Genomic DNA, 21,828 nt, shown 5'->3' with positions numbered 1-21,828 from the left:
TTAGAAGCCGTTCTTCCCCGGTATCCAGTTGGTGCCGGCCAGCGGCACGCCGGCCATGGCGGCTGCCTCGATCGTCAATGCGACGAGGTCCTCGGGTTCGAGATTGTGCAGGCTGTTCTTACCGCAGGCGCGGGCGATGGTCTGCGCCTCCAGCGTCATCACCTTGAGATAGTTCGCCAACCGGCGGCCGGCGGCCACGGGGTCGACCCGCTTCATCAGTTCCGGGTCCTGCGTGGTGATGCCGGCAGGGTCCTTGCCCTCGTGCCAGTCGTCATAGGCGCCTGATGTGGTGCCGAGTTCGTTGTACTCCGCCTCCCAGCGGGGATCATTGTCGCCGAGCGCGACGAGCGCCGCGGTGCCGATCGACACCGCGTCGACGCCGAGCGCCAGCGCCTTGGCGACATCGGCGCCGTTGCGGATGCCGCCGGAGACGATCAGCTGCACCTTGCGGTGCATGCCGAGGTCCTGCAGCGCCTGCACCGCCGGCCTGATGCAGGCGAGCGTCGGCTGCCCAACATTTTCGATGAACACTTCCTGCGTCGCCGCCGTGCCGCCCTGCATGCCGTCGACCACGACGACGTCGGCGCCGGCCTTCACCGCGAGCGCTGTGTCATAGTAGGGGCGGGCGCCGCCGACCTTGACGTAGATCGGTTTTTCCCAGTCGGTGATTTCGCGCAGTTCGAGGATCTTGATCTCGAGATCGTCCGGGCCGGTCCAGTCGGGGTGGCGCGAGGCCGAGCGCTGGTCGATGCCTTTCGGCAGCGTGCGCATTTCGGCGACACGGTCGGAAATCTTCTGGCCGAGCAGCATGCCGCCGCCACCCGGCTTGGCGCCCTGGCCGACGACCACCTCGATGGCATCGGCGCGGCGCAGGTCGCGCAGGTTCATGCCGTAGCGCGACGGCAGGTATTGATAGACCAGTTGCTTGGAATGGCCGCGCTCTTCCTCGGTCATGCCGCCATCGCCGGTCGTGGTCGAGGTGCCGGACAGCGTCGCGCCGCGCCCGAGCGCTTCCTTCGCCGGGCCGGACAGCGAGCCGAAGCTCATGCCGGCGATGGTGATCGGAATTTTCAGTTCGATCGGCTTCTTCGCATGCCGCGACCCCAGCACCACGGATGTGTCGCAACGCTCGCGATAGCCTTCCAGCGGATAGCGCGAGATCGAGGCGCCGAGGAACAGGAGGTCATCGAAATGCGGCAGCTTGCGTTTGGCGCCGGCACCTCTGATATCGTAGATGCCGGTCGCCGCGGCGCGGCGGATTTCGGAAAGCGTGTAGTCGTCGAAGGTCGCGGATTTGCGCGGTGTCGTCGGCGGGTTGCGGTACGTCATCTTGCCTCAATACGCGTCGGCGTTGTCGATATTGAAATTGTAGAGCGTGCGCGCCGAACCGTAGCGCTTGAACTCCGACGGCTTTACCCCAGTCACGCCGGCGCGGTCGAGCAGGCCCTGCAGCAATTCCAGATGTTCGGGCCGCATCTCCTTGGCGATGCAGTCGGCGCCCAGACTATCGACCTTGCCGCGCACGAAAAGCCGTGCCTCGTAGATGGAATCGCCCAGCGCATCACCGGCATCGCCCAAAACCACGAGATTGCCGGACTGCGCCATGAAGGCCGACATGTGGCCGATATTGCCGTGCACGACGATGTCGATGCCCTTCATCGAGATGCCGCAGCGCGACGAGGCATTGCCCTCGATGACCAGCAGCCCGCCCCTGCCGGTGGCGCCGGCATACTGGCTGGCGTCGCCTTTCACCGTTATCGAGCCCGCCATCATGTTTTCACCGACGCCGGGGCCCGCAGAGCCGTGCACGGTGATGGCGCTGCCCGAATTCATGCCGCCGCAATAATAGCCGACGCTGCCGCGCACATCGATGCTGACGGGCTGGTCGACACCGACGGCGACCGAGTGGTTGCCTTTCGGGTTGAGCACTTCCCATGCCGTCTCATTCGAGCCGGCGGTCAGCTTATGGAGCGCCTGGTTGAGTTCCCGCAACGACTGGACGTCGAGGTCGAAGACGCGCGCATGGCTTTCGCGCGTTGCCTTGGAGGTTGCCGGCATGAACTCAATGCTCCCAGAAATAAACGGTTGCGGGCTCCGGTTCCCAGACCCTCGCATTGTCGATGCCGGGCAGTTTGGTCAGTGCCCGATATTCCGAGCCGAAGGCGACATACTGGTCGGTCTCGGCCATCACGGCGGGCTTGCAGGCGATCGGATCGCGCACCACGCCAAAACCATTCTTGGTGCCGACGACGAAGGTGAAGAAGCCGTCGAGGTCGGAGAGCGTGCCTTCCAGCGCCTCGCCGAGATTCTTGCCGTGCGCCATCTGCGAGGAAAGGTAGGCAGCGGCGACCTCGGTATCGTTCTCGGTCTCGAATTTCATGCCTTCGCGCACCAGCTCGCGGCGGACATTGTTGTGGTTGGACAGCGAACCATTGTGCACCAGGCACTGGTCGGCGCCGGTCGAGAAGGGATGCGCGCCCATCGTCGTCACGGCCGATTCCGTCGCCATGCGGGTGTGGCCGATGCCATGCGTGCCGGTCATCTTGCGGACATCGAAGCGATCGACGACGGCCTCCGGCAGGCCGACTTCCTTGTAGATTTCAACCGCTTCGCCGGCGCCCATGATGCGGACATCGGGCCTGAGCGACTGAAGGGCTTCACGCGCCGCGTCGACCTTGTCGGGCGTGGTCCTGACCACCGCGTGTGTCGATTTCACCGCAATGCTCACCGGCGCTCCGAGAGCCTTGGCGAGTTCGGCGTCCAGCCCGCGGAAATCGCGGTCAGGCTTCGGCGACTGGATGGTGATCTTGGCCTCGTTGCCCGATGTCGCGCCATAGATGGCGATGCCGGCGCTGTCGGGGCCACGATCGCTGAGCGATACCAGCATCTCCGACAGCATCGCGCCGAGCTTCGGCTCCAGCGCCTTGTCCTTCAGGAAAAGTCCAACGATTCCGCACATGTCAGCCTCCCGACGTTTGTGACTAGAGATGATGTACCGAATGAAATCCTTGAATTCAATGGGATGAAAAAAATTTTCCTCTGGTTACGTATGCGGCTCAATGCCACTCTGCGTAACATCGCCCTCGCGCTGGGCATTATGAGCCCATTTGGCGGCGCGGATACGGGCGATCTTATAGGCGTCGAGGATCGACAGCGCATAGATCAGGAAGCCGCCGGCGTGACGGCCGACGAAGTTGGCATCCGGCGGCGAAATCTTGGCGGTCACCCAGGCCAGAATGACCATGAAGAAAAGGAACTGCAGTCCGCGCACCGGTACGCCAAGAATGACATGCCCGCTTGCCGGCAGCACGATTGCGGCGCCCAGGACGAGATAAGGGCTCACTGGCGCCGGCGAAGTGTTTGAAGTGCTCATGCGGCCTGCCGTTCGCTTCGGTTGATGGCGTCGCGCAGCTTCGAGAGAGATACGAGCAGCCGTTCGATCAGCGTCGCATCGATACGCGTGTCACCGAACGCGGCCTGCCTGAAGACCCCGTAGCGTGCCCGCTCGGCCTCGGCCAGCAACCACACGATGCGCACTCCGTTTGGCGTGATCAGCAGCTCCTTGGCGCGGCCATCCGCAAAGGGTTCGAGATGGCCGGCGATGATGCCTTGCGGAAAACGCGTGCCTCTGCGGTCCGTCCGCAGCACCGCTTCGGCCGGAAATCCCGGAGCTTTCGGCAGCGTATGGTCCAGATGGTCGAAATTGGAGAATGTCGTCGGCGAGCCCGGCCGCATCATCATGTCGAACACCGCCGGCACCGCGACCTTTTCGGTAAGGGACACCGACAGCCAGCGCGCCGGCAGCTTTCGTGTCGCAAGCGTGTCGACGATGGTGCGCAACTGGACATGATGGCCGTTCCACGATCCTTCCCAGGTGATGACGCCGGCCGTGCCCTCCGAGACATTGGCCACGTCCGCGACGACGGTGCGAATGCTGGCCTCGTCGGCGGCGAGCGCGGCCGAGGCCCTGTCGCGGCTGCGGCGTGCCAGCCACGCAAAGTGAAGGACGAGAGCCAGGACAATTGCCCCGGCAAGCAGTGCTGATGTCACCTCGGACATTTTATCGTGCAAGGCCCGTCCAGATCCTGGGCGGGCCTACTCCCATCAATAGCCCTGCGGTTTCGGCCACGGCATGGTGAACTGGTCGCCACGCCGCACGAATTTGTAGCGGTAGAAGTGGAACCACAGCGAGATCAGGAAATAGAAAGCGACCATGGCGATCAACTGCGAGCCGAAGCCGAGGAAGATGGCGAAGAAGGTCACCACGCACAGGCAGAACAGCACGATTGCCGGCAGCGGATGGAAGGGGTGCGTGTAGCCGCGGCGGATCGACCCCAGCGGCCACTTCTTGCGGAACATCATGATGTTGATGCTCATGAAAGTGTACTGCAGGACCCCCGACAGGATCGAGAAGGTGATCGCCTGGTTGAGATCGGCGATGAAGGCGAAGGCCAGCGCGATCGGCAGCAGGAACAGGATCGAGCGGTAGGGCGTGCGGTATTTCGGATGCACCGCCGAGAACCAGCTCGGCAGATAGCGGTCGCGGCCGAGCGAGAACCAGGCGCGCGCCGCGTCGTTGATGCAGCCGTTTGCCGAGGCAAGCGCGGCGAGCAGCGTCGCTATGAACAGAAGGTTCTCGAGCAGCGGGCTTCCGGTCAGCTTGCCGGCATCCCACAGCGGATAATAGGTGATGCCGAGATATTCCCAGGGCATCAGCGAGGCGCAGACATACCAGGTCATGGCGGCGGCGATCAGAAGCGTGATCATGCCGGCCATCGTGCCGTAGGGCAGCGAGCGTGCGGGCGAGCGCACCTCTTCGGCCGCCTGCGTGGTGCCTTCGATGCCGAGATAATACCAGATGCCGAACTGGAAGGCGGCAATGACCCCGATCCAGCCATAGGGCAGCGCGTTGCCTGGAGTGACCAGTTCGTTGAGCTTCAGCACCGCGCCTTGCGTCCACGGGCTGACCGAGAAGAACAGGACGACGATCGAGACATAGGCGATTGCCGTGATGACGAAATTGACGTTGAGCGTCATCAGCACGCCGCGATAGTTGAGCCAGGCCAGCACCACGATGGTCGCGGCGATGAAGGAATTGTGGGTTAGCCCTTCGACTCCGGCCTTGGCGACGATCGTGTCGCCGAGCAGGATGGCGTCAGACACTTCCAGCATCGTGTAGGCAAAGACCAGGAACAGCGCGACGTTGAACGCCATCAGCGGGCCCACGATGTGCTTGGCCTGGGCGTACTGGCCGCCGGCGGCGGCGACAGTCGACGTCACCTCGGAATCGATCATGGCCACCGAGGTGTAGAGCAGTCCGACGACCCAGCACACGATCAGGGCCGCCAGCGCGCCGCCCTTGTCGGCCGAGAAATTCCAGCCGGTGAACTCGCCGACCAGAACGATGCCGACACCGAGCGCCCAGACATGGGCCGGGCCGAGCACCCGAAGCAGCGATACCCGGTCGCCGTGAATTGTGGTGGTGATGTTGTTTTCAAGCGCGACCGTCATCGATCAATCCCCACTCAGATCCGGTGTTTTTCGGAAGCGGCTTCAAGCTCGCCTTCACGCGACGAGGTCAGAACGTCCTCGGAGTAGTTTGTATCGATCTTGAACCAGTCGTAGAGCATCCACAGCGCGAGCACGATCGAGATGCCCCAGCATGCGTAAGAGAGTGCCACCCACATGATCGTGTCCCCAAATTCTTCGTCGCCAAACTCTATTTGTCGTCGAACTTCTCGTTGATGACATCGCGATATTCGCGGTCGGATGCCCGGAACAGGAACACGAAATAACCGATCAGGACGGCCGCCATGATGATCAGTGTCGGCCAGTCGATGATGTAGTGGAACCGGTTCTGGATGATGTCGTGCGCGGTCTCCGGCGTATAGCCGAGCTTTTCCCAGATCGAGGCCATGGTCGGATTCTGCCCGAGCGCTTCCCAGGTCTTGGCATCGAGTGCATCGATGGATTTTGCGGCCCCGGCAAGACCAAGCTTCAGCGGTAGCCACAGCGCCACGAAGATGGCGACCACGACAACGGCGATGTCGAAGACTTGCGCGGCCTTGCTCTGCTCCGGCGGCGTGTAGCGGGACATTGTTTCTCCCCTCAGGACTTGCGGTTGCGGGACGCGTCGGCGTTCTTGATGTCGAGCCCGTAGATGAACTCCTTGTCTTCCTTGTAGTGTTTGACCATCGCCAGGATGGCCGCCGTGTTGAAGATGAGCACCGCGGCGGCGGCCATGGCTACGACGGCCTTGATGCCGCCCTGCGGAATGTATGGCCAAGTCATGAGGAGGACGAAGAGGATCGTCGCCCACAGGCAGACGATCAGAAGCGCGGATCCGCGCAAATCGGAGCGGTACAGCGCTTCGATGCGCTGCTGCAGGTCTGACATCGGTTTTCCCCTTCTTTGCCGACGCCCGGTTCCGAATCCACCGCCCGCCGCCCTCTTTCAAGAGAGTGAAATTTTTTTCATAAGTTCCGCTCGAATCCCCGACTTGTCAAGACGAATTTACGTAGAGTTAACCGCTCGCTTCGAGTGAACAATTTTGCCTGACAATGAAATTATTTGCTTCAAGGGGATTGCAGGCTTCCCGCGTTTGCGGTCAATATTCCATCCAAAGCTCCGGTCTCGGGCAAAGGAGCAGGGAACAGCATGATTTTCGAACGGAGGACGAGCGGATGACGGCATCCTGGAGATTTTCAACCCTGGCGGATCGCCATCGCGCTCTGGGGTCGAAACTCGAAGACTGGAGCGGAATGGGCACCGCCTGGACCTATGACAAGGATGCCGATGAGGAATATGTCGCCATCCGCACCAAGGCCGGACTTATGGATGTTTCCGGCCTGAAGAAGGTTCACATCACAGGGCCGCACGCCTCGCACCTGATCGACCTCGCCACCACGCGCGACGTGGAGAAAATCTATCCCGGCAAGTCGGCTTACGCCTGCATGCTGAACGAAGCGGGAAAATTCACCGACGATTGTATCCTCTACCGTACCGGGCCGAATTCCTGGATGGTGGTGCACGGCTCGGGCACCGGCCATGAGGAATTGCAGCGAGCGGCCATGGGCCGGGACGTGTCGCTGCGCTTCGACGACAATCTGCACGATTTGTCGCTGCAGGGGCCGACGGCGGTCGACTATCTGGCCAAGCACGTGCCGGGCATTCGCGACCTCAACTACTTCCATCACATGCAGACGCAGCTCTTCGGCTTCCCCGTCATGATCTCGCGCACCGGCTACACCGGCGAGCGCGGCTACGAGATTTTCTGCCGTGGCCAGGATGCCGGCACGATCTGGGACAGGATCCTCGACGAGGGCAAAAGTCTCGGCATCATTCCCTGCCGCTTCACCACGCTCGATATGCTGCGAGTCGAGAGCTATCTGCTCTTTTACCCCTATGACAATTCGCAGAAATACCCGTTCGACAATGAAGGCCCCGGCGACACGCTGTGGGAACTCGGCCTCGACTTCACCGTCAGCCCCGGCAAGACCGGTTTTCGCGGTGCCGAGGAGCACTATCGCCTGAAAGGCAAGGAGCGCTTCAAGATCTACGGCGTCCTGCTCGACGGCAAGGAGCCAGCCGATGAAGGCGCGCCGGTCTATCGCGACGGTAAAAAGGTCGGCGTGGTGACCTGCGCCATGTATTCGCCGCTGGTCAAGAAATCGATGGGCATCGCCCGGCTCGACGTCGACTGCGCGGTCAAGGACACCAAGCTCGAAATCCGCAACAAGAGCGGATCGATCAAGGCGACGGCGCAGCCCTTGCCGTTCGACGATCCCAAGAAGACCAAGCGCACGGCGAAAGGCTGAGGCATAATCGACAGCGAGGGTTTCGAGGCACAAAGACAGAATGGCAGCCAAGACCATCATCAGCCGGCCCATTTACGGGACCCTGTCTCCGCAGCCGGGCAAGCATCATCTTTTCGTGGCGGATGCCGAAGGCGCGCTCGCGATAAAAGACATGGCCGCCAGGGCTCCGGCCGGATTCTTCGACGGAGCCGAAATCGTCTTCATTGCCGGTCCAGACGGCAAATACGTTGCCGCTCTCGAAGCCTTGAAGCCGGCGCAACTGCACATTGCGCCGTCCTTCGCTAGCCTGCTGCCGCGTCTGAAGCAGACCCTGACCAACGCGCATATGGGCTTGCGCCTTTATCTTGCCGGCACCGAAGGGCTGATCGGCCAGGCCATGCAGGTGGCGCTCGAAGCCGGCATCGACCACACCTCCATGCAGACCGAGCATCGCGGCTCGCTGGCGCGGCGCATGCAGTGCGTGCACTGCAAGGGCATAACCGAAAATGTGACGACGCAGCCCGCGACCTGTTCGCATTGCGGCCTGCTGCTTCTGGTGCGCGACCACTATTCGCGACGGCTCGCCGCCTTCCAGGGCGTCTGCATCAACGCCGAGGACCGCTCCGAGATTCCTCCGACCGAGGAGGCCTTCCCATGAGCACCGGCACCACCAAGCTCGATGTCGTCGTCAGCGACGTTGTCCCGGTCAATGACCTGGTCACCCGCTTCCATTTCCGCCGGCGTGACGGCGGGTTGTTGCCCACCTTTTCTGGCGGCGCCCATGTCGTGGTCGAGATGCGCGATGGCGAGCGCACAAGGCTCAATCCCTATTCGCTGATGGGCTCGCCGCTCGACACGCGCGAATACACCATCTCGGTGCGCCGCGACGATGTCGGTCGTGGCGGCTCGCTGTTCATGCACAACCAGGTCCGGCCGGGGCTGGAGATGGTGGTAAGCTATCCGGTCAACCTGTTCTCGCTTGATCTCAGGGCGAAAAAACACCTGATGCTGGCCGGCGGCATCGGCATCACGCCGTTCATGGCGCAGACCGCGCAACTGGCTGGCGAAGGCGGCAATTTCGAACTGCACTACACCTGCCGCACCGCCTCGCTTGGTACCTATGCCGACCTGCTCCGGGAACGCTACGGCCGTCGGGTCCGACTCTATCACGATGACCTTGAGGAGCGCATCGATCTCGACCGGCTGTTGTCCTCGCAACCGCTCGGCACGCATCTCTATGTCTGCGGCCCCGCCGGCATGATCAACTGGGTGCGCGACCGCGCCGCCGCGCTCGGCTGGCCGCCGGAGACCGTGCACTACGAGCATTTCGCGGCGCCCCAGCCCGGCCTGCCATTCGACGTGACGCTCGCCGTCAGCGGCAAGACGATCCGCGTCGGCTCGCAGCAGAGCCTGCTCGAAGCCATCGAGGCGGCCGGCGTCGATCCACCCTATCTCTGCCGTGGCGGCGTCTGCGGCCAATGCGAGACCAACGTCATCTCGTGCGACGGCAAATTCATCCACAACGACCATTGGCTGAGCGAGGAAGAACACCGTTCCGGCAGGAAGATCATGCCGTGCGTGTCGCGCTTCGAAGGCCGGTCGCTGGTGCTGGAACGGTAGAGCATTTTGCAGCCAAGTGGATACTTGGCGTCGCAGAAATGCGGCTAAAACAAAGAGATAGAGCGGGCATCCCGCTCTAGGAGGAAATCATGGGCATCACCTTTCGCAAGGAAACGTTCCGCGACGACTTCACCTTCAGGAACAGCCCTGAGCACATCAGACGATTTCCGTTCCCGTTCCACGAAGACAGCTACATGTATGCAGTCAATATCGAGCCGCATGTCGTCGGCCCGAAGGGCTCGGTGCTGGAGAACCTGATCGACGTCGACGAACACTATGTCGCCGAGATGCAGGACCGCGCGATGGTGCTGGCAGAGGATCCGCTGCGCTGCCAGTCGCTGCCGCACATGACGCTCGCCGGCTGGGATCTGCTGGAACTTTTGATGGAGCAGCAGGCACTGGGTTACCCCGAGCATTTCACACTGATGCGCGACGGCGATCGCTGGCGCTGGATCAACCGGCCGCTCGGCATCGATGACACCTTCACCTTCGGCGACACCTCGACTTTGCCTTACGGGCCGATGGAATACATCACCCGCCAGAGCCAGGGCGATTTCTGCATCCTCGACCAGCGCGACGGCAATCTGTGGATGGATGCCGGCATGGTCACCACCCAGGCCGACTGGTCGCTCGATTTCGACATCGGCATGAATTTCTTCGAGTGGCACGCGCCGGTGCCGCTGGCGCATGAGAAGGGGATTTTCGTCAGGGCGCTGAAATTCCTCACCAATATCCAGCAGGGCAAGCCGGCCAGGCGACTGAACTGGACGATGACCATCAATCCGCGCCTCGATACCAGCCCCGAAAACTACCACAAATGGGGTCCGGACCGGGCAACGGTGACGCCCGAGAACGTCGGCGACAAGGTGCATCTGCGGGTCGAGTTGCAGAGCTTCTGGCGGCTGCCGCGCTCCAACGGCATCGTCTTCCCGATCCGCTGCTACCTGATCAAGATGGACGAACTGGTGACGCAGCCGAAATGGGCGCGGCGCCTGCATCGCGTCATACGCGACCTGCCGGAGGAACTCGCCACCTATAAGGGCTTGACCCGCTATCGGTCGACATTGGTCGAGTGGCTGTCGAAGCTGGATGATGGGAGCGCGACATCACCGGGGTTTGGGCCGGATTGACCTCCAAAGACTTGGGTTCCTCGCCCCCGCCAGAGGCGGGGGAGAGGTGTCCGCGAAGCGGACGGAGAGGGGGCCTTCGTAGGGCGCTCCCCTCTCCGTCTCGGCTTCGCCGAGCCACCTCTCCCCACTACAGGGGCGAGGAACCAAGTGCCTAACCAGCGCTGTTCTGCGGATAGCAGATAATCGAAAGGTACCGCATCGGCAGCCGCGTCAGTTCTTCCGGCCCGTGCGGCGCGTCGGCGTCGAAGAACAGGCTGTCGCCGGGCTTCATCGGATAGAGGTTGCTGCCATGCCGGTAAACGACCTCGCCCTCGAGCATGTAGAGGAACTCCATGCCTTCGTGCTGGAAGGTCGGGAACACGTCGGAATCCTCGGTCAGCGTGATCAGATAGGGCTCGACCACGACGCCGCTGGTGTTGGAACCGATATGACCGAGCAGATTGTACTGGTGGCCGGCGCGCGTGCCGCGGCGTTCGACGTCAAGGCCTTGGCCGGCCTTGACGAAGACAGCGCTGCGTTCTTCCTCGAAACGGCGGAAGAAGGCGGTGACGGGAACGCCGAGCGCCCGCGACAGCGCCTGCAGCGTGGTCAGCGACGGCGAAGTGATGCCGTTCTCGATCTTGGACAGCATGCCCAGCGAAATGTCGGTGGCGACGGCGAGATCGGCGACGGTGATGCCGAGTTTCTTGCGGAACGCCCGCACCTCGCGGCCGATCGCCACCTCCAGCACCTTCTCGCGGGTATCACGGATGGCGTGCGGGTTCTGCGTCAGCGGCGCTCGGATAGTCTTGCCGTCCGCCGAGACCTTTGGCTGCGGCTTTGGTTTGGCGCCGGCAAGCCCGGCCTTGGTACTGTCTTTCGCCATGTCGCCCCCGGACTTCGCGGATTTATTTCACTCAAGGTGAACATGTCAGGTGGCGATACAGCAGCGCAACCGCAACGGCAAGCCGTCTTGTGGTGCATGCGCCGGTCCTTTGAGTGCGAACGTCGCGGGTTTTTCGCCAGGAATCGATTGTGCGCAAATGCCGTTTCCGCAGATCGCTGTTGACAGCACGGAAGGGCCAATTACTGTCCTGTCAGTGAAATTTGTTTCGCTGGGGAAATCAAAAAAGAGGAGGCCCGGAAATGAAAACTCGTGTTGCCGTCATTGGAGCCGGGCCGTCCGGTCTGGCTCAGCTCAGGGCCTTCAAGTCGGCTGCCGACAAGGGCGCCGAGATTCCCGAGATCGTCTGCTTCGAAAAGCAGTCCGACTGGGGCGGCCTGTGGAACTACACCTGGCGCACCGGGCTCGACGAACATGGCGATCCCGTGCACGGCTCGATGTACCGCTACCTCTGGTCGAACGGGCCGAAGGAATGCCTGGAATTCGCCGACTACACATTCGAGGAGCATTTCGGCCGGCCGATCGGCTCCTACCCGCCACGCGCCGTGCTGTGGGACTACATCAAGGGCCGCGTCGAGAAGTCGGGCCTGCGCAAATGGGTGCGCTTCAACAGCCCGGTGCGCATGGTGACCTTTTCCGACGAGACGAAGAAATTCACCGTCACCGCGCATGACCGGACCAACGACGTGACTTACTCCGAAGAGTTCGACAACGTCGTTGTTGCCTCCGGGCACTTCTCCGTGCCCAACGTGCCTTATTTCGAGGGCTTCTCGACCTTCAACGGCCGCATCCTGCACAGCCACGATTTCCGCGACGCGATGGAGTTCAAGGGCAAGGACATCCTGATCATCGGGCGTTCCTATTCGGCCGAGGACATCGGTTCGCAATGCTACAAATACGGCGCTAAATCGATCACCTCCAGCTATCGCTCCAAGCCGATGGGTTTCAAATGGCCGGAGAATTGGAAAGAGGTGCCGCTGCTGCAGAAGGTCGTCGGCAAGACGGCGCATTTCAAGGACGGCACGACCAAGGATGTCGATGCCATCATCCTGTGCACCGGCTATCTCCATTCCTTCCCCTTCCTGACCGATGACCTCAAGCTCAAGACAGCCAATCGCATGTGGCCGCTCGACCTCTACGAGGGCGTGGTCTGGGAGAAGAACCCGAAGCTGTCCTATATCGGCATGCAGGACCAGTTCTACACCTTCAACATGTTCGACGCGCAGGCCTGGTTCGCCCGCGACGTCATCATGGGCCGCATCAAGCTGCCCTCGGCCGAGGCGATGGCGGCGCATGGCGCCAAATGGCGCGCCCGCGAGGAGACGCTTGAGGACGCCGAGCAGATGATCTGGTTCCAGGGCGACTACACCAAGGAATTGATGGACCAGACCGACTATCCCGGCTTCGACGTCGAGGCGGTCAACCAGACCTTCATGGAGTGGGAGCATCACAAGGCGGAAGACATTATGAGCTTCCGCGACCATTCCTATCGCTCGCTGATGACTGGCACCATGGCGCCGCTGCACCACACACCGTGGCTGCAGGCGCTGGACGATTCGATGGAGAGCTATCTCGAAGTGAAGGGCGTCGCGGCGGAGTAGCCGCCGCGCACCTTGCTGACTATCCCAATCTTGCCCGCGCCTTCGCCGTCCAGGCGTTGAACACCCGGTCGGCGACGATGCCGATGAAGGCGATGGCGAGGCCGGCGACAATGCCGCGGCCGGAATCGGCCTTCGACAGCGCGATGAACACTTCCTGGCCGAGGTCGCGGGTGCCGACCATGGCGCAGATGATGATCATCGCCAGCGCCATCAGGATCGTCTGGTTGACGCCGAGCATGATTTCGGGAAGCGCCAGCGGCAATTGCACACGGAAAAAAGTCTGGCGCGGCGTGCAGCCGGAAACCTTCGCCGCCTCGATCAGTGCCGGCGGCACCTGCCTGATGCCATGACTGGTGTAGCGGATCGCCGGCACCACGGCGAAGGCTATCGTCGCGATCATTGCGGTGACATCGCCGACACGAAACAGCATCACCACCGGAATGATGAAGCAGAACGACGGCAACACCTGCAGCGTGTCGATGACGGGCGTGACGATCTTTTCGAAGCGGTCGCTTCGCGCCGCCGCAAGCCCGATCGGAATGCCGATCAGGCAGGCTATGAAGGCCGAGATGCCGCAGAGATAGACCGTCGCCATGGTCTTTTCCCAAAGGCCTGTGATGGCGCAGAAGGCGGTGAGTGCCGCGACAAGTGCGGCCAGCCGCAAGCCTGAGAGCTGGTAGCCGGCAAGGCCGAGCAGGAACACCGCGCCCAGCCACGGAAATCCTTCGCAGAAGGCGCGCACCGGATTGAGCACGTTGAGGATAAGCGCCACCCGAAACGCTTCGATGATGTCGAAGAAGTTGATCGTCACCCAGTTCACCGCCGCTTTCCACAATGGCGCGGTGGTGAAGGTGATCGCCTTCGGCACGGCCGCGAAAGCCGGCACGAACAGGCCGAGCAGCGTGGTGACGGCAAGGATCGCAATGGCCAGCGTCAGATTGGGGTAGCGGCGCCAGAAACCCGGGCTGGTGGCCGACCGGCGGTCATTGCCTGTTGCCTGCTTGTGGGCGATGGCCTGGCTCAGCCGGTCGAGCGCGATGGCGAGCGCGACGATGGCCAGCCCGGCTTCCATCGCCTCGCCGACCTTCAGCGCGCGCAGAGCGAGCAGCACGTCGTAGCCTAGCCCGCCGGCGCCGATCATCGAGGCGATGATCACCATGTTCAGCGCCAGCATGATCACCTGGTTGACGCCGACCATCAGCGTCGGCCGCGCCGAGGGCAACAGCACCCGCCACAATTTCTGCCGCGCGGTGCAGCCGGCCATGTCGCTGAACTCGCCGATCTCCAAGGGCACCCGCGTGAGGCCGAGCATGGTTGCCCGCACCATCGGCGGCGTGGCGAAGATGGCGGTGGCGATCATCGCCGAGACCGGGCTGTTGCCGAACAGGAGCAGCATCGGGATCAGGTAGGCAAAGGTCGGGATCGTCTGCATGAGGTCGAGGGCAGGGGAGACGATGAGCCTCTCCGCCCACGGCTTGCGCCACGCCCAGATGCCGGCGAATAGCCCGGTGAGAATGCAGAACGGCACCGCGATCGAGATGAGCGCCAGGGTCAGCATGGCGCTGGTCCACTGGCCGAACAGCGCGATGTAGAGGAAACAGCCGCCAACCAGCATGCCAAGTTTTCTGCCGCCGGCCGCATAGCCGGCAAGGAACGCCGCTCCACAGACGCCAACCCAGGACAAACGCGGCAGCACGAAAGCTTCGGCGCCGTGACCGATCTTGAAATTCTTGGCCAAGAGGTTGAGCGCGAAGTCGAGCGGCACGCCGAGCATCGCGGTGACCGAGCGGGTCAGCCAGGACAGGTTCGACTTGATCCAGTCCATCAGCGCGCTGACCCAGTCGGCAACGGGCACGACGGCGCTCGCCGGATAGTCGACAGCCCAAGGGACGACGTCCTGCAGCAGGAACACCACCAGCACGGCGGCAAGCGCCAGCACCCAGATCACCAGCCACCGTTGAATAGGCGGCCTTGCCTGGCTGCTGCTTGCCGTTACAGTCATGCGCCGGCTCGCTCGATGCCGGCCAGAAGATCGATCACCGCTTGCGGCGTCACCTCGCCGATCGGCTTGCCGGTGCCGTTGACCACGGCGAACGGTTTACCGGCGGCAACGATGCTGGCCGAGAAGCTGGCGATCTTGGCCTCCGGCGCCACCGTGCCGCCATGTTCGGCGCCATCGCAAGGGCGCATCAGGCTGCGTGCCGAAATCACCTTGGCGCGGTCGACGTCACGGGTGAACTCGGCGACGTAGTCGGTCGCCGGATTGACCACCAGTTGCTCCGGCGTGCCGATCTGGATGACTTCGCCGTCCTTCATGATGGCGATGCGGTCGGCCAGCCTTATCGCCTCGTCGAAATCATGGGTGATGAACACGATGGTCTTGTGCAGCATGGTCTGCAGCCGCATCAGCTCATCCTGCATCTCGCGGCGGATCAATGGATCGAGCGCCGAGAACGGCTCGTCGAGAAACCAGATTTCCGGCTTGGTGGCGAGACTGCGGGCGATGCCGACACGCTGCTGCTGGCCGCCCGACAATTCGCGCGGATAGAAATGCTCGCGCCCGCGCAGGCCGACGAGTTCGATGACTTCCCGGGCGCGAGCCTCGCGTGTCGAACGATCCTGTCCCTGGATGCTGAGCGGGAAGGCGATGTTGTCGAGCACGTTCAGATGCGGCAGCAGCGCAAAATTCTGGAACACCATGCCCATGCGGTGGCGCCTGAGTTCGATCAGCGCGGCATCGGAAATCTCGAGCAGGTCCTTGCCTTCGAATTCGACCTTGCCATGTGTCGGTTCGACCAGCCGCGACATGCAGCGCACCAGCGTCGACTTGCCAGACCCTGACAGGCCCATGATGATGAAGATCTCGCCCTGTCGGATTTCGAGATCGACGGCGCGCACCGCGCCGACCAGCCCCGCTCCGGCTATGTCGGCTGCGCTGGCCTTGCCGTCGCGCTCGCGGATGAAATTGGCGGCGTTCGTCCCAAACAGTTTCCAGACATTGCGGCAGGCAAGTTTTATCGGCCGGGGATCTTTCCCCGTCGCGTTCGATGCCTGTTCAATAGCTTTCGTCATTCAGTCGTCCTTCTGGAACACCAGGAATTGAGACCCGGCTGGTACCAGCCGGGTCTCCCTTTTCCAGTCGGAGCGATCACTGCGCCCAGGCTTTCCAGTCGGCTTCGTGGGCGGCGATCCAGGCAGCGGCGACATCCTCCGGCGTCTTGCCGTCGAGATCGATCTCGCCGCTCATCTTGTTCAACTCGTCGGTGTCGATCGTGTAGGCTTTGGCCACCTTGTAGGCGACCGGCCATTTGTCCTTCATGCCGTTCCAGGAATATTTCCAGATCTCGCCATGCGGCTTGCCGCAGTCGAATTTGGCGTCCGGGTTCACGCCCCATTTCGGGTCGTTGTAGCACTCGGGTGTGTATTCGGGGAATTGCACCCATTCGCCCTTGTATTTTGCAGGCGCCCAATGCGGTGAGTAGATCCACAGCATGATCGGCGCCTTGCGCTGATAGGCGGAATCGAGTTCGGCGAACATCGCCGCATCGGTGCCGGCATGGATGACGGTGAAGGGCAGTTTCAGCGCCGCGACACGTTCGTCGTCAAAACCTTCCCAGGTCACAGGGCCACCGAGATAGCGCCCTTTCGGTGCCGTCTCGGCGGTCGAGAACGATGCCGCGCAGGTGGCGTCGAGCAGCGCGTGCCAGTCCGGCAAGGTCGGGCACTTTTCCTTCATGTATTCGGGAAACCACCACTCTTCCTTGGCTTTTGGGCCGAGCTTGCCGAGCCGTTCGGTCTGGCCAGTGGCGTCGGAGGCCTTCATGGCCTCGCCGGCGGTGGTGTCCCAGAACTCCAGGCCGACATCGATGTCGCCATTGGTGAGGCCGGTGGTCAGGCTGGAGAGATAGTCGGCGGTCGGATATTCGACGGTATAGCCGAGCTTTTCCAGGATGCCGCCGAGGATCTTGGCGTTGAGGTTGACGCTGGTCCAGTCGAACAAGGCAATCTTGATCGGGTCGTTGGACTCCGGTGCCGCTGCCTGCGCTATCGGCGTCATGACACTTGCCGCGGCAAGTGCAAAAGCTCCCATTGAGAATTTCGAAATCAAACTGCGAACTGGCATTGCTTGGTTCTCCTTCAAGCTGTGACGTTTATTGGTCGTTCCCTTCTTGCGTCTTTTCTTGATTGTGTTGGAAAGGCTGGCTGTTGCGCAAGGCTGTTGTCGCCAGCGGCGCAAGGCCGGCGCGGCGATGCTCGATTTCGATGATGACGGATGCTGCCGGGGCGGCCAGTCTCATGGCCGATCGATCGCCGCGATAGCAATCCGCGGATCACTTGCCAGTCCTGCGGCGCCCTGCAAGGTGCGAGCCATCAAGGTCATGATCTCGGCTGTTGGCCGGCAAGCCCCGTCTCGCCAGCGCGTTTCATAGGATGAAATTATATATACCAACGTTCATGCCGCGCAACGACTAACGCTACGTTCGCGGCGTATTTCAGGCTGCAGGCCAAGTCGGCCGACGCCGACGGGACAGGGCTCGCATGCCCTGTTACCAGCAGACGTAGCCGCCGTCGACGATCAGGTCGAGGCCGGTGACGAAGCTCGACGCCCGGCTGGCCAGGAACACCGTCGGCCCGACCATTTCCTCGGGCGCCGCCATTCGTCCCATCGGCGTGTCGCGTTTGAAGATCTTGACCTCTTCCGCAACCTCCGGCCGCTTGTTCATCGGCGTCAGCGTGTAGCCGGGACTGACGACGTTGACGCGCAGCCCGCGATCGGCCCACTCCATGGCCAGGCTCTTCGACATATGGATGACGGCGGCCTTCGAGGAATTGTAGTGCGCCTGCGTCAGCCCGCGATTGACGATGGTGCCCGACATCGAGGCGATGTTGATGATCGAGCCCTTGCCGCGCGCCAGCATCTTGCGCGCTTCGGCCTGGCAGGACAGGAACACGCCGGCGACATTGACTTCGTGCACTGTCCGCCATTTTTCCAGCGGCAGTGTCTCCGCCGGTTCCGAGCCGGCAATGCCGGCATTGTTGACAGCGACCGTCAACGCACCGAGTTCGGCTTCGATGCGATCGATGGCCGTGGCCAGGTCGCTCTCCGACGTCACCGTGCCTGTCAGCACCAGCGCCCGGCGGCCGAGTGCCGTGATCCGGTGGGCGGTTTCGTCCAGCCCGCCCTTTGATGCATGGCCAAAACAGGCGACATCGGCGCCGGCTTCGGCCAGCCCGATGGCGATTGCCTGGCCGATGCCGCTGCCGGCACCGGTGACCAGTGCGACGTCACCATTCAGTTTGAAAAGATCCATTGCTAGCCTCCCTGTGCGGTGAGGGTATTCGCTATGCCGTCTCTCGATCAACCTCTTCAGAAATCACAGGCCTTCGGGCGCATTTCAGAGGACCAGTCCTTCAGCGGTACCGGTTTGAACTTGCCCTTGATGGGTTTGCCCGCCTCCAAATCCTTGGAGACGGTACCCTTGCCGGTGAGATAGTTGATGTCGCATTCGCCAAGCGTCGTCTCGACGCCGCTCGACGTCTGCTGGTTCCAGTCCCAATTGCGGCTATAGCCGCCGACCAGGAACTTGCCCTGGCGATGCACGATCGTCAGCGTCTCTTCCGTCGATTTGCTGGCGCCGCAGCCGAAGCAGGACGTAACCGACAGCGATCCCTTGTCCTTGCTTTCGAGATCGATGACCCGGTCTTCCGTCAGCCCTTTCCTGACGAAATCCGCTTGGCGTGAGGGACCGGGCTTTTCCGAGTCCAGATAGATGTAGAGATCGGCGGGGCCGCCGGCCTCTTGCTGGACGACCGCCCGGTCGCTCTTGCCGTCCCGATCGATGTCGAGCTTCAACTCGAAGGCGGGAGCGTTCTTGGCAAGCACCGGCATCGGCGTCGCCGCCAGGGCGACAAGCCAGGGCCAAATCGCATGATGGAGTGCTTTCCTCATAAGCAGGTGTCCGCCGCGCGGCACAAAAATAGCACCGCTGCCGGCGGACGCAAATGCGAAACGCAAGGCTGAACCAGGCCCGACCAGTCGAGCGTGAAGGCTCAGAAATATCCGTCGGACGCGGCCGTGGCCTCCTTAGGGATTTCGACGCCGTCGACCAGGATCTTGTCGACCAGTTCATGGTGGAAGCAGACCAGTCCCTTGATGCGATCTGCTTCATGGACCGGCTCTGGATAGTACCAGACCAGGTTCTCGTGCCGCTTCTTCGGCGTCGTCACGTGGTAGTAGTTGGAGATGCCCTTGTAGGGGCAGCGTGAGATGTAGCGGCTGGGCGCAAACATATCGAGCCGTGTGTCCGAAATGGGCAGATAATGGCGCACTGGATGCCCGGTCTCGAACAGGAACACGCCGCGCCGCGAATCTGCGACCTGCTCGCCATCGAGGATAACCTGTACGCGCCGCGAGGAGGGCAGGCAGTCGACGCGGCGGAACGGATCGCGGGCATGGACGAAGATCTCCTCGTCCTCCTCGAACCAGTGGCCCATCTTGCTCCACACGAACGACATGTAGCCTGAGATCGGCGGGCAACCCTTGACGGGATCGAGATAGCGCCATGCGCCATCCTCGACCAGGGTGATGCCTGTATTGAGCGAGTAGTGCGTGGCGACGCCCTTGTATGGGTCTTCCGTCGTCGTCTTTGAGGGCAGCAGGAATTCCTCGCGCACGTCTTCGATCGGAAAATAGTAGACCGGCAGATGGTCCGATTCGTACAAAACCAGTGCCCTGGTGGTGTCGGCAACGGTCATCGAACCGACCTGGACCCGCAGCCGCTTCAGCGAGGGCATGGTGAAGGCGACATAGCCGGGCTCGAAATCGTACTGCACGATAGTGTCGAGCACGGGGAAATGCGGTCCGCGACCGCGCAGATGAGGCTTGCGAATGGTAGTCTCCCGTTTCTTGTCTGTCGTGGCCGGACGAGGGCGCATGGCTAGGGCGATATGAGGCCGAGCCGATGGCCGGCGAGGGCTTCCGGGCGGCGGGCGTTGCCGGTGTCGAATCGCTGGAACGATGGCCCCCCATCGTTCGTCGCGGCCCTGCTGCCGGATAGCCCCACCGCCCGAAACCCGGAGCGGTCCGATCTGGCCTCTGCCTGTTCGAGCATGATCTCGGCAGCCTCTACCCCAGCGACACACGATCGAGCAGCAGCCCGGCGGCGATCGGCGGCAGGCCGCTGACATTCTTGCGCACCGGCACCAGAAGGTCCGGGAAGTAGCTGAAGATCACAGGCGTCTCGTCGAGCAGCAGTTTCTGGATGTCGGATGCAGCCGCGCGCTGCGCGCCGATGTCGAGCGCCTTGAGGTAGCTGGCGACCATGCCGTCATAGGCAGGGCTCTTGAAATGCGCGGCGTTCCACGGGCCGTCGCTGACCAGCGGGCTCTTCAAAAAGACATTCGGCACGCTGCGATGCGCGTAGTCGGTGATGCCGAGCGGGCTGTCCAGCCAATCTGATTGGCCAAACACCGCCTTGCCGTAATATTTGTCCTGATCCTCGATGTTGAGCGAAATGCGGGCGCCGATCTCCTTGGCGAAATTCTGGAACAGTTGCGCATAGCCCGGAATGTCGGAATAGCGCAGCGTCGTCAGCGTGATGTCGAAGCCGCTGGCGAGGCCCGCCGCATCCATGAGTTGCTTGGCCTTGGCGATATCCTGGGTGCGCTGCGGCACCGACTTGTCGGTGGCGGGGAAGGCCGGCGCGAACGGGCTGTCATTGCCGGTGGCCGCCATGCCGCGGCACAAGCCGTCGACCAGCTTGGACCGATCGATGCCGAGCGCAAGCGCCTGGCGCACGCGCTTGTCAGTGAAAGGCGCCATGTCGCAGCGCATGTGAAGCTGGCGGTGCGCCGTCGAGGCGACGCGCAGCACCGTGATGTCGGGGCTGTTCAGCACCACCTGGCTGACATCGAGCGGAACCGCGTCGAGAATGTCGACCTCGCCGGCCTGCAGCGCCAGGATGCGCGGTTGCACATCACCGTAGAACTTGAATTCGAGTCGGTCAGGCAACGCTTTTTCGCCCCAATAGTCGGGGTTGCGGACGAAGGTCGCACCGACCTTGGGCGTATAGGTCTCCATCCGGAACGGCCCGGTGCCTTCAAAGGTCTTTTCGTAGTCGCCCTTGTAGCTCGCCGGCAGGATGACGGCGTTGTAATTGTCGATCGACACCGAGTAGGGAAAACTGCCGTTCGGCGCGTCGAGATGGAAGGCGACGGTGTGGTCGTCGACCTTCTGGGTGCCACCTTTAGAAAGCAGGCCCTTGAACACCGACAGCGCGTTGGAAGCGCCATTGGGATCGGCCAGCCGATCGAATGTCGCCACCACGTCCTCGGCCTTGAAGTCCTCGCCATTGTGGAATTTCACGCCCTTGCGCAGCTTGAAGGTCCACACGCTGCCGTCTTCGTTGGGCGACCAGCTTTCCGCCAGAACCGGTTTCAGGGTCAGGTCCGGCTGGGTGATGCAGAGGAATTCGGCGGTCTGGAAAACCAGCTGGTAGCTGCCGCTGTCATAGAAGGTGACGGGGTCGATGGCGCCGCCCGGCGTCGCCACACCGGCGCGCACCGTACCGCCCTGCTTGCCCTCGGCGCGGGCCTTTTGCGTCCCGAAACCCGCCGCTCCCAGAATGCCACCAAGCAACGGCAGCGACAGGCCAAGCACGCTGCCGTGGCGCAGAAAATCGCGCCGGTCGAGCCTGCCGGCCAGCAATTCGTCGACAGCGGAATTTTCGATTGCGGTCAGGTTTTTGCGGGCGGCGTCAATCGTCATGAAATGCCTTGGCATGGCTGCATTCCTCGCT

23 protein-coding genes are annotated in these 21,828 nt (G+C 62.4%); 5 read left to right on the top strand and 18 right to left on the bottom strand.

The features are described from left to right. The 9 genes from EN804_RS24845 to EN804_RS24805 all read right to left on the bottom strand — a co-directional run bounded on the left by EN804_RS24845 (position 1) and on the right by EN804_RS24805 (position 6,396). On the bottom strand, positions 1-1,329 hold the full coding sequence (locus EN804_RS24845; protein ID WP_015318914.1) for an FMN-binding glutamate synthase family protein: 1,329 nt from the start codon (positions 1,327-1,329) through the stop codon (positions 1-3). A 6-nt stretch (positions 1,330-1,335) separates the two neighbouring features. Continuing rightward, positions 1,336-2,058: a GXGXG domain-containing protein gene (locus EN804_RS24840; protein ID WP_135916235.1), complete on the bottom strand. Its 723-nt coding sequence runs from the start codon at positions 2,056-2,058 to the stop codon at positions 1,336-1,338. A 4-nt stretch (positions 2,059-2,062) separates the two neighbouring features. Further along, positions 2,063-2,959 (bottom strand): glutamine amidotransferase family protein, encoded by an 897-nt coding sequence (locus tag EN804_RS24835; RefSeq protein ID WP_127870649.1) that lies wholly within the window; start codon positions 2,957-2,959, stop codon positions 2,063-2,065. A gap of 84 nt (positions 2,960-3,043) precedes the next feature. Continuing rightward, positions 3,044-3,373 (bottom strand): hypothetical protein, encoded by a 330-nt coding sequence (locus EN804_RS24830; RefSeq protein WP_127870650.1) that lies wholly within the window; start codon positions 3,371-3,373, stop codon positions 3,044-3,046. Further along, positions 3,370-4,059 carry a hypothetical protein gene (locus tag EN804_RS24825; RefSeq protein ID WP_167531348.1) on the bottom strand — a complete coding sequence of 230 codons (690 nt, stop codon included), beginning with the start codon at positions 4,057-4,059 and terminating at the stop codon, positions 3,370-3,372. Before EN804_RS24825 ends, EN804_RS24830 begins: the two co-directional genes overlap by 4 nt. A 45-nt stretch (positions 4,060-4,104) precedes the next feature. Next, complete coding sequence (locus EN804_RS24820) at positions 4,105-5,511, bottom strand: APC family permease (protein ID WP_127280936.1); 1,407 nt, start codon at positions 5,509-5,511, stop codon at positions 4,105-4,107. A 14-nt stretch (positions 5,512-5,525) separates the two neighbouring features. After that, entirely contained in the window at positions 5,526-5,687 is a 162-nt protein-coding gene (locus tag EN804_RS24815) for a hypothetical protein (RefSeq protein WP_127280937.1), read from the bottom strand. Positions 5,688-5,719: 32 nt separating this feature from the next. After that, positions 5,720-6,097: a hypothetical protein gene (locus tag EN804_RS24810; RefSeq protein WP_127870651.1), complete on the bottom strand. Its 378-nt coding sequence runs from the start codon at positions 6,095-6,097 to the stop codon at positions 5,720-5,722. Positions 6,098-6,108: 11 nt separating this feature from the next. Beyond that, a complete protein-coding gene (locus EN804_RS24805; RefSeq protein ID WP_127870652.1) occupies positions 6,109-6,396 on the bottom strand; it encodes a hypothetical protein in 288 nt (95 codons plus the stop codon). A 287-nt stretch (positions 6,397-6,683) separates the two neighbouring features. Between EN804_RS24805 and EN804_RS24800 the strand changes: the two genes are divergently transcribed. The 4 genes from EN804_RS24800 to EN804_RS24785 all read left to right on the top strand — a co-directional run bounded on the left by EN804_RS24800 (position 6,684) and on the right by EN804_RS24785 (position 10,546). Further along, positions 6,684-7,817, top strand: coding sequence for an aminomethyltransferase family protein (locus EN804_RS24800; RefSeq protein ID WP_127870653.1), 1,134 nt, complete (start codon positions 6,684-6,686; stop codon positions 7,815-7,817). A gap of 40 nt (positions 7,818-7,857) precedes the next feature. Continuing rightward, positions 7,858-8,454, top strand: a complete 597-nt coding sequence (locus tag EN804_RS24795; protein WP_127870654.1) for a dimethylamine monooxygenase subunit DmmA family protein — start codon at positions 7,858-7,860, stop codon at positions 8,452-8,454. After that, on the top strand, positions 8,451-9,416 hold the full coding sequence (locus EN804_RS24790) for a PDR/VanB family oxidoreductase (protein WP_135916236.1): 966 nt from the start codon (positions 8,451-8,453) through the stop codon (positions 9,414-9,416). The genes EN804_RS24795 and EN804_RS24790 overlap by 4 nt, the downstream gene beginning before the upstream one ends. Positions 9,417-9,505: 89 nt before the next feature. Further along, a complete protein-coding gene (locus EN804_RS24785) occupies positions 9,506-10,546 on the top strand; it encodes a DUF3445 domain-containing protein (RefSeq protein WP_127870656.1) in 1,041 nt (346 codons plus the stop codon). 151 nt (positions 10,547-10,697) lie between these two features. Here the strand turns inward: EN804_RS24785 and EN804_RS24780 are convergent, their stop codons facing one another. Further along, positions 10,698-11,411 (bottom strand): XRE family transcriptional regulator, encoded by a 714-nt coding sequence (locus tag EN804_RS24780; RefSeq protein ID WP_127278422.1) that lies wholly within the window; start codon positions 11,409-11,411, stop codon positions 10,698-10,700. 260 nt (positions 11,412-11,671) lie between these two features. On the opposite strand from EN804_RS24780, the gene EN804_RS24775 reads away from it, so the two are divergent. After that, the gene (locus EN804_RS24775) at positions 11,672-13,030 is read left to right on the top strand and encodes an NAD(P)/FAD-dependent oxidoreductase (RefSeq protein ID WP_127873042.1); all 1,359 of its coding nucleotides are present in this window, start codon (positions 11,672-11,674) and stop codon (positions 13,028-13,030) included. Positions 13,031-13,049: 19 nt separating this feature from the next. On the opposite strand, the gene EN804_RS24770 is transcribed toward EN804_RS24775, so the two are convergent. The 8 genes from EN804_RS24770 to EN804_RS24740 all read right to left on the bottom strand — a co-directional run bounded on the left by EN804_RS24770 (position 13,050) and on the right by EN804_RS24740 (position 21,812). After that, on the bottom strand, positions 13,050-15,032 hold the full coding sequence (locus EN804_RS24770) for an ABC transporter permease subunit (protein ID WP_127873043.1): 1,983 nt from the start codon (positions 15,030-15,032) through the stop codon (positions 13,050-13,052). Beyond that, a complete protein-coding gene (locus tag EN804_RS24765) occupies positions 15,029-16,102 on the bottom strand; it encodes a glycine betaine/L-proline ABC transporter ATP-binding protein (RefSeq protein ID WP_127278418.1) in 1,074 nt (357 codons plus the stop codon). Before EN804_RS24765 ends, EN804_RS24770 begins: the two co-directional genes overlap by 4 nt. Positions 16,103-16,178: 76 nt before the next feature. Next, positions 16,179-17,153 carry an ABC transporter substrate-binding protein gene (locus EN804_RS24760; protein ID WP_135921582.1) on the bottom strand — a complete coding sequence of 325 codons (975 nt, stop codon included), beginning with the start codon at positions 17,151-17,153 and terminating at the stop codon, positions 16,179-16,181. A 28-nt stretch (positions 17,154-17,181) separates the two neighbouring features. Next, complete coding sequence (locus EN804_RS37325) at positions 17,182-17,328, bottom strand: hypothetical protein (RefSeq protein ID WP_189524564.1); 147 nt, start codon at positions 17,326-17,328, stop codon at positions 17,182-17,184. Between the two features lie 249 nt (positions 17,329-17,577). Next, positions 17,578-18,342, bottom strand: coding sequence for an SDR family oxidoreductase (locus EN804_RS24755; RefSeq protein ID WP_135921581.1), 765 nt, complete (start codon positions 18,340-18,342; stop codon positions 17,578-17,580). 56 nt (positions 18,343-18,398) lie between these two features. Continuing rightward, positions 18,399-18,980 (bottom strand): hypothetical protein, encoded by a 582-nt coding sequence (locus EN804_RS24750; protein ID WP_135921580.1) that lies wholly within the window; start codon positions 18,978-18,980, stop codon positions 18,399-18,401. Positions 18,981-19,081: 101 nt separating this feature from the next. Continuing rightward, complete coding sequence (locus EN804_RS24745) at positions 19,082-19,879, bottom strand: DUF427 domain-containing protein (RefSeq protein ID WP_246693481.1); 798 nt, start codon at positions 19,877-19,879, stop codon at positions 19,082-19,084. Positions 19,880-20,156: 277 nt separating this feature from the next. Next, the gene (locus EN804_RS24740; RefSeq protein WP_135921578.1) at positions 20,157-21,812 is read right to left on the bottom strand and encodes an ABC transporter substrate-binding protein; all 1,656 of its coding nucleotides are present in this window, start codon (positions 21,810-21,812) and stop codon (positions 20,157-20,159) included. Positions 21,813-21,828 lie beyond the last annotated feature (16 nt).

The organism is Mesorhizobium sp. M8A.F.Ca.ET.161.01.1.1 (assembly GCF_004792105.1).
GTDB lineage: Bacteria > Pseudomonadota > Alphaproteobacteria > Rhizobiales > Rhizobiaceae > Mesorhizobium.
The sequence above is the reverse complement of the archived record's forward strand: the minus strand, read 5'-3'. Positions and strand labels throughout refer to the sequence as shown.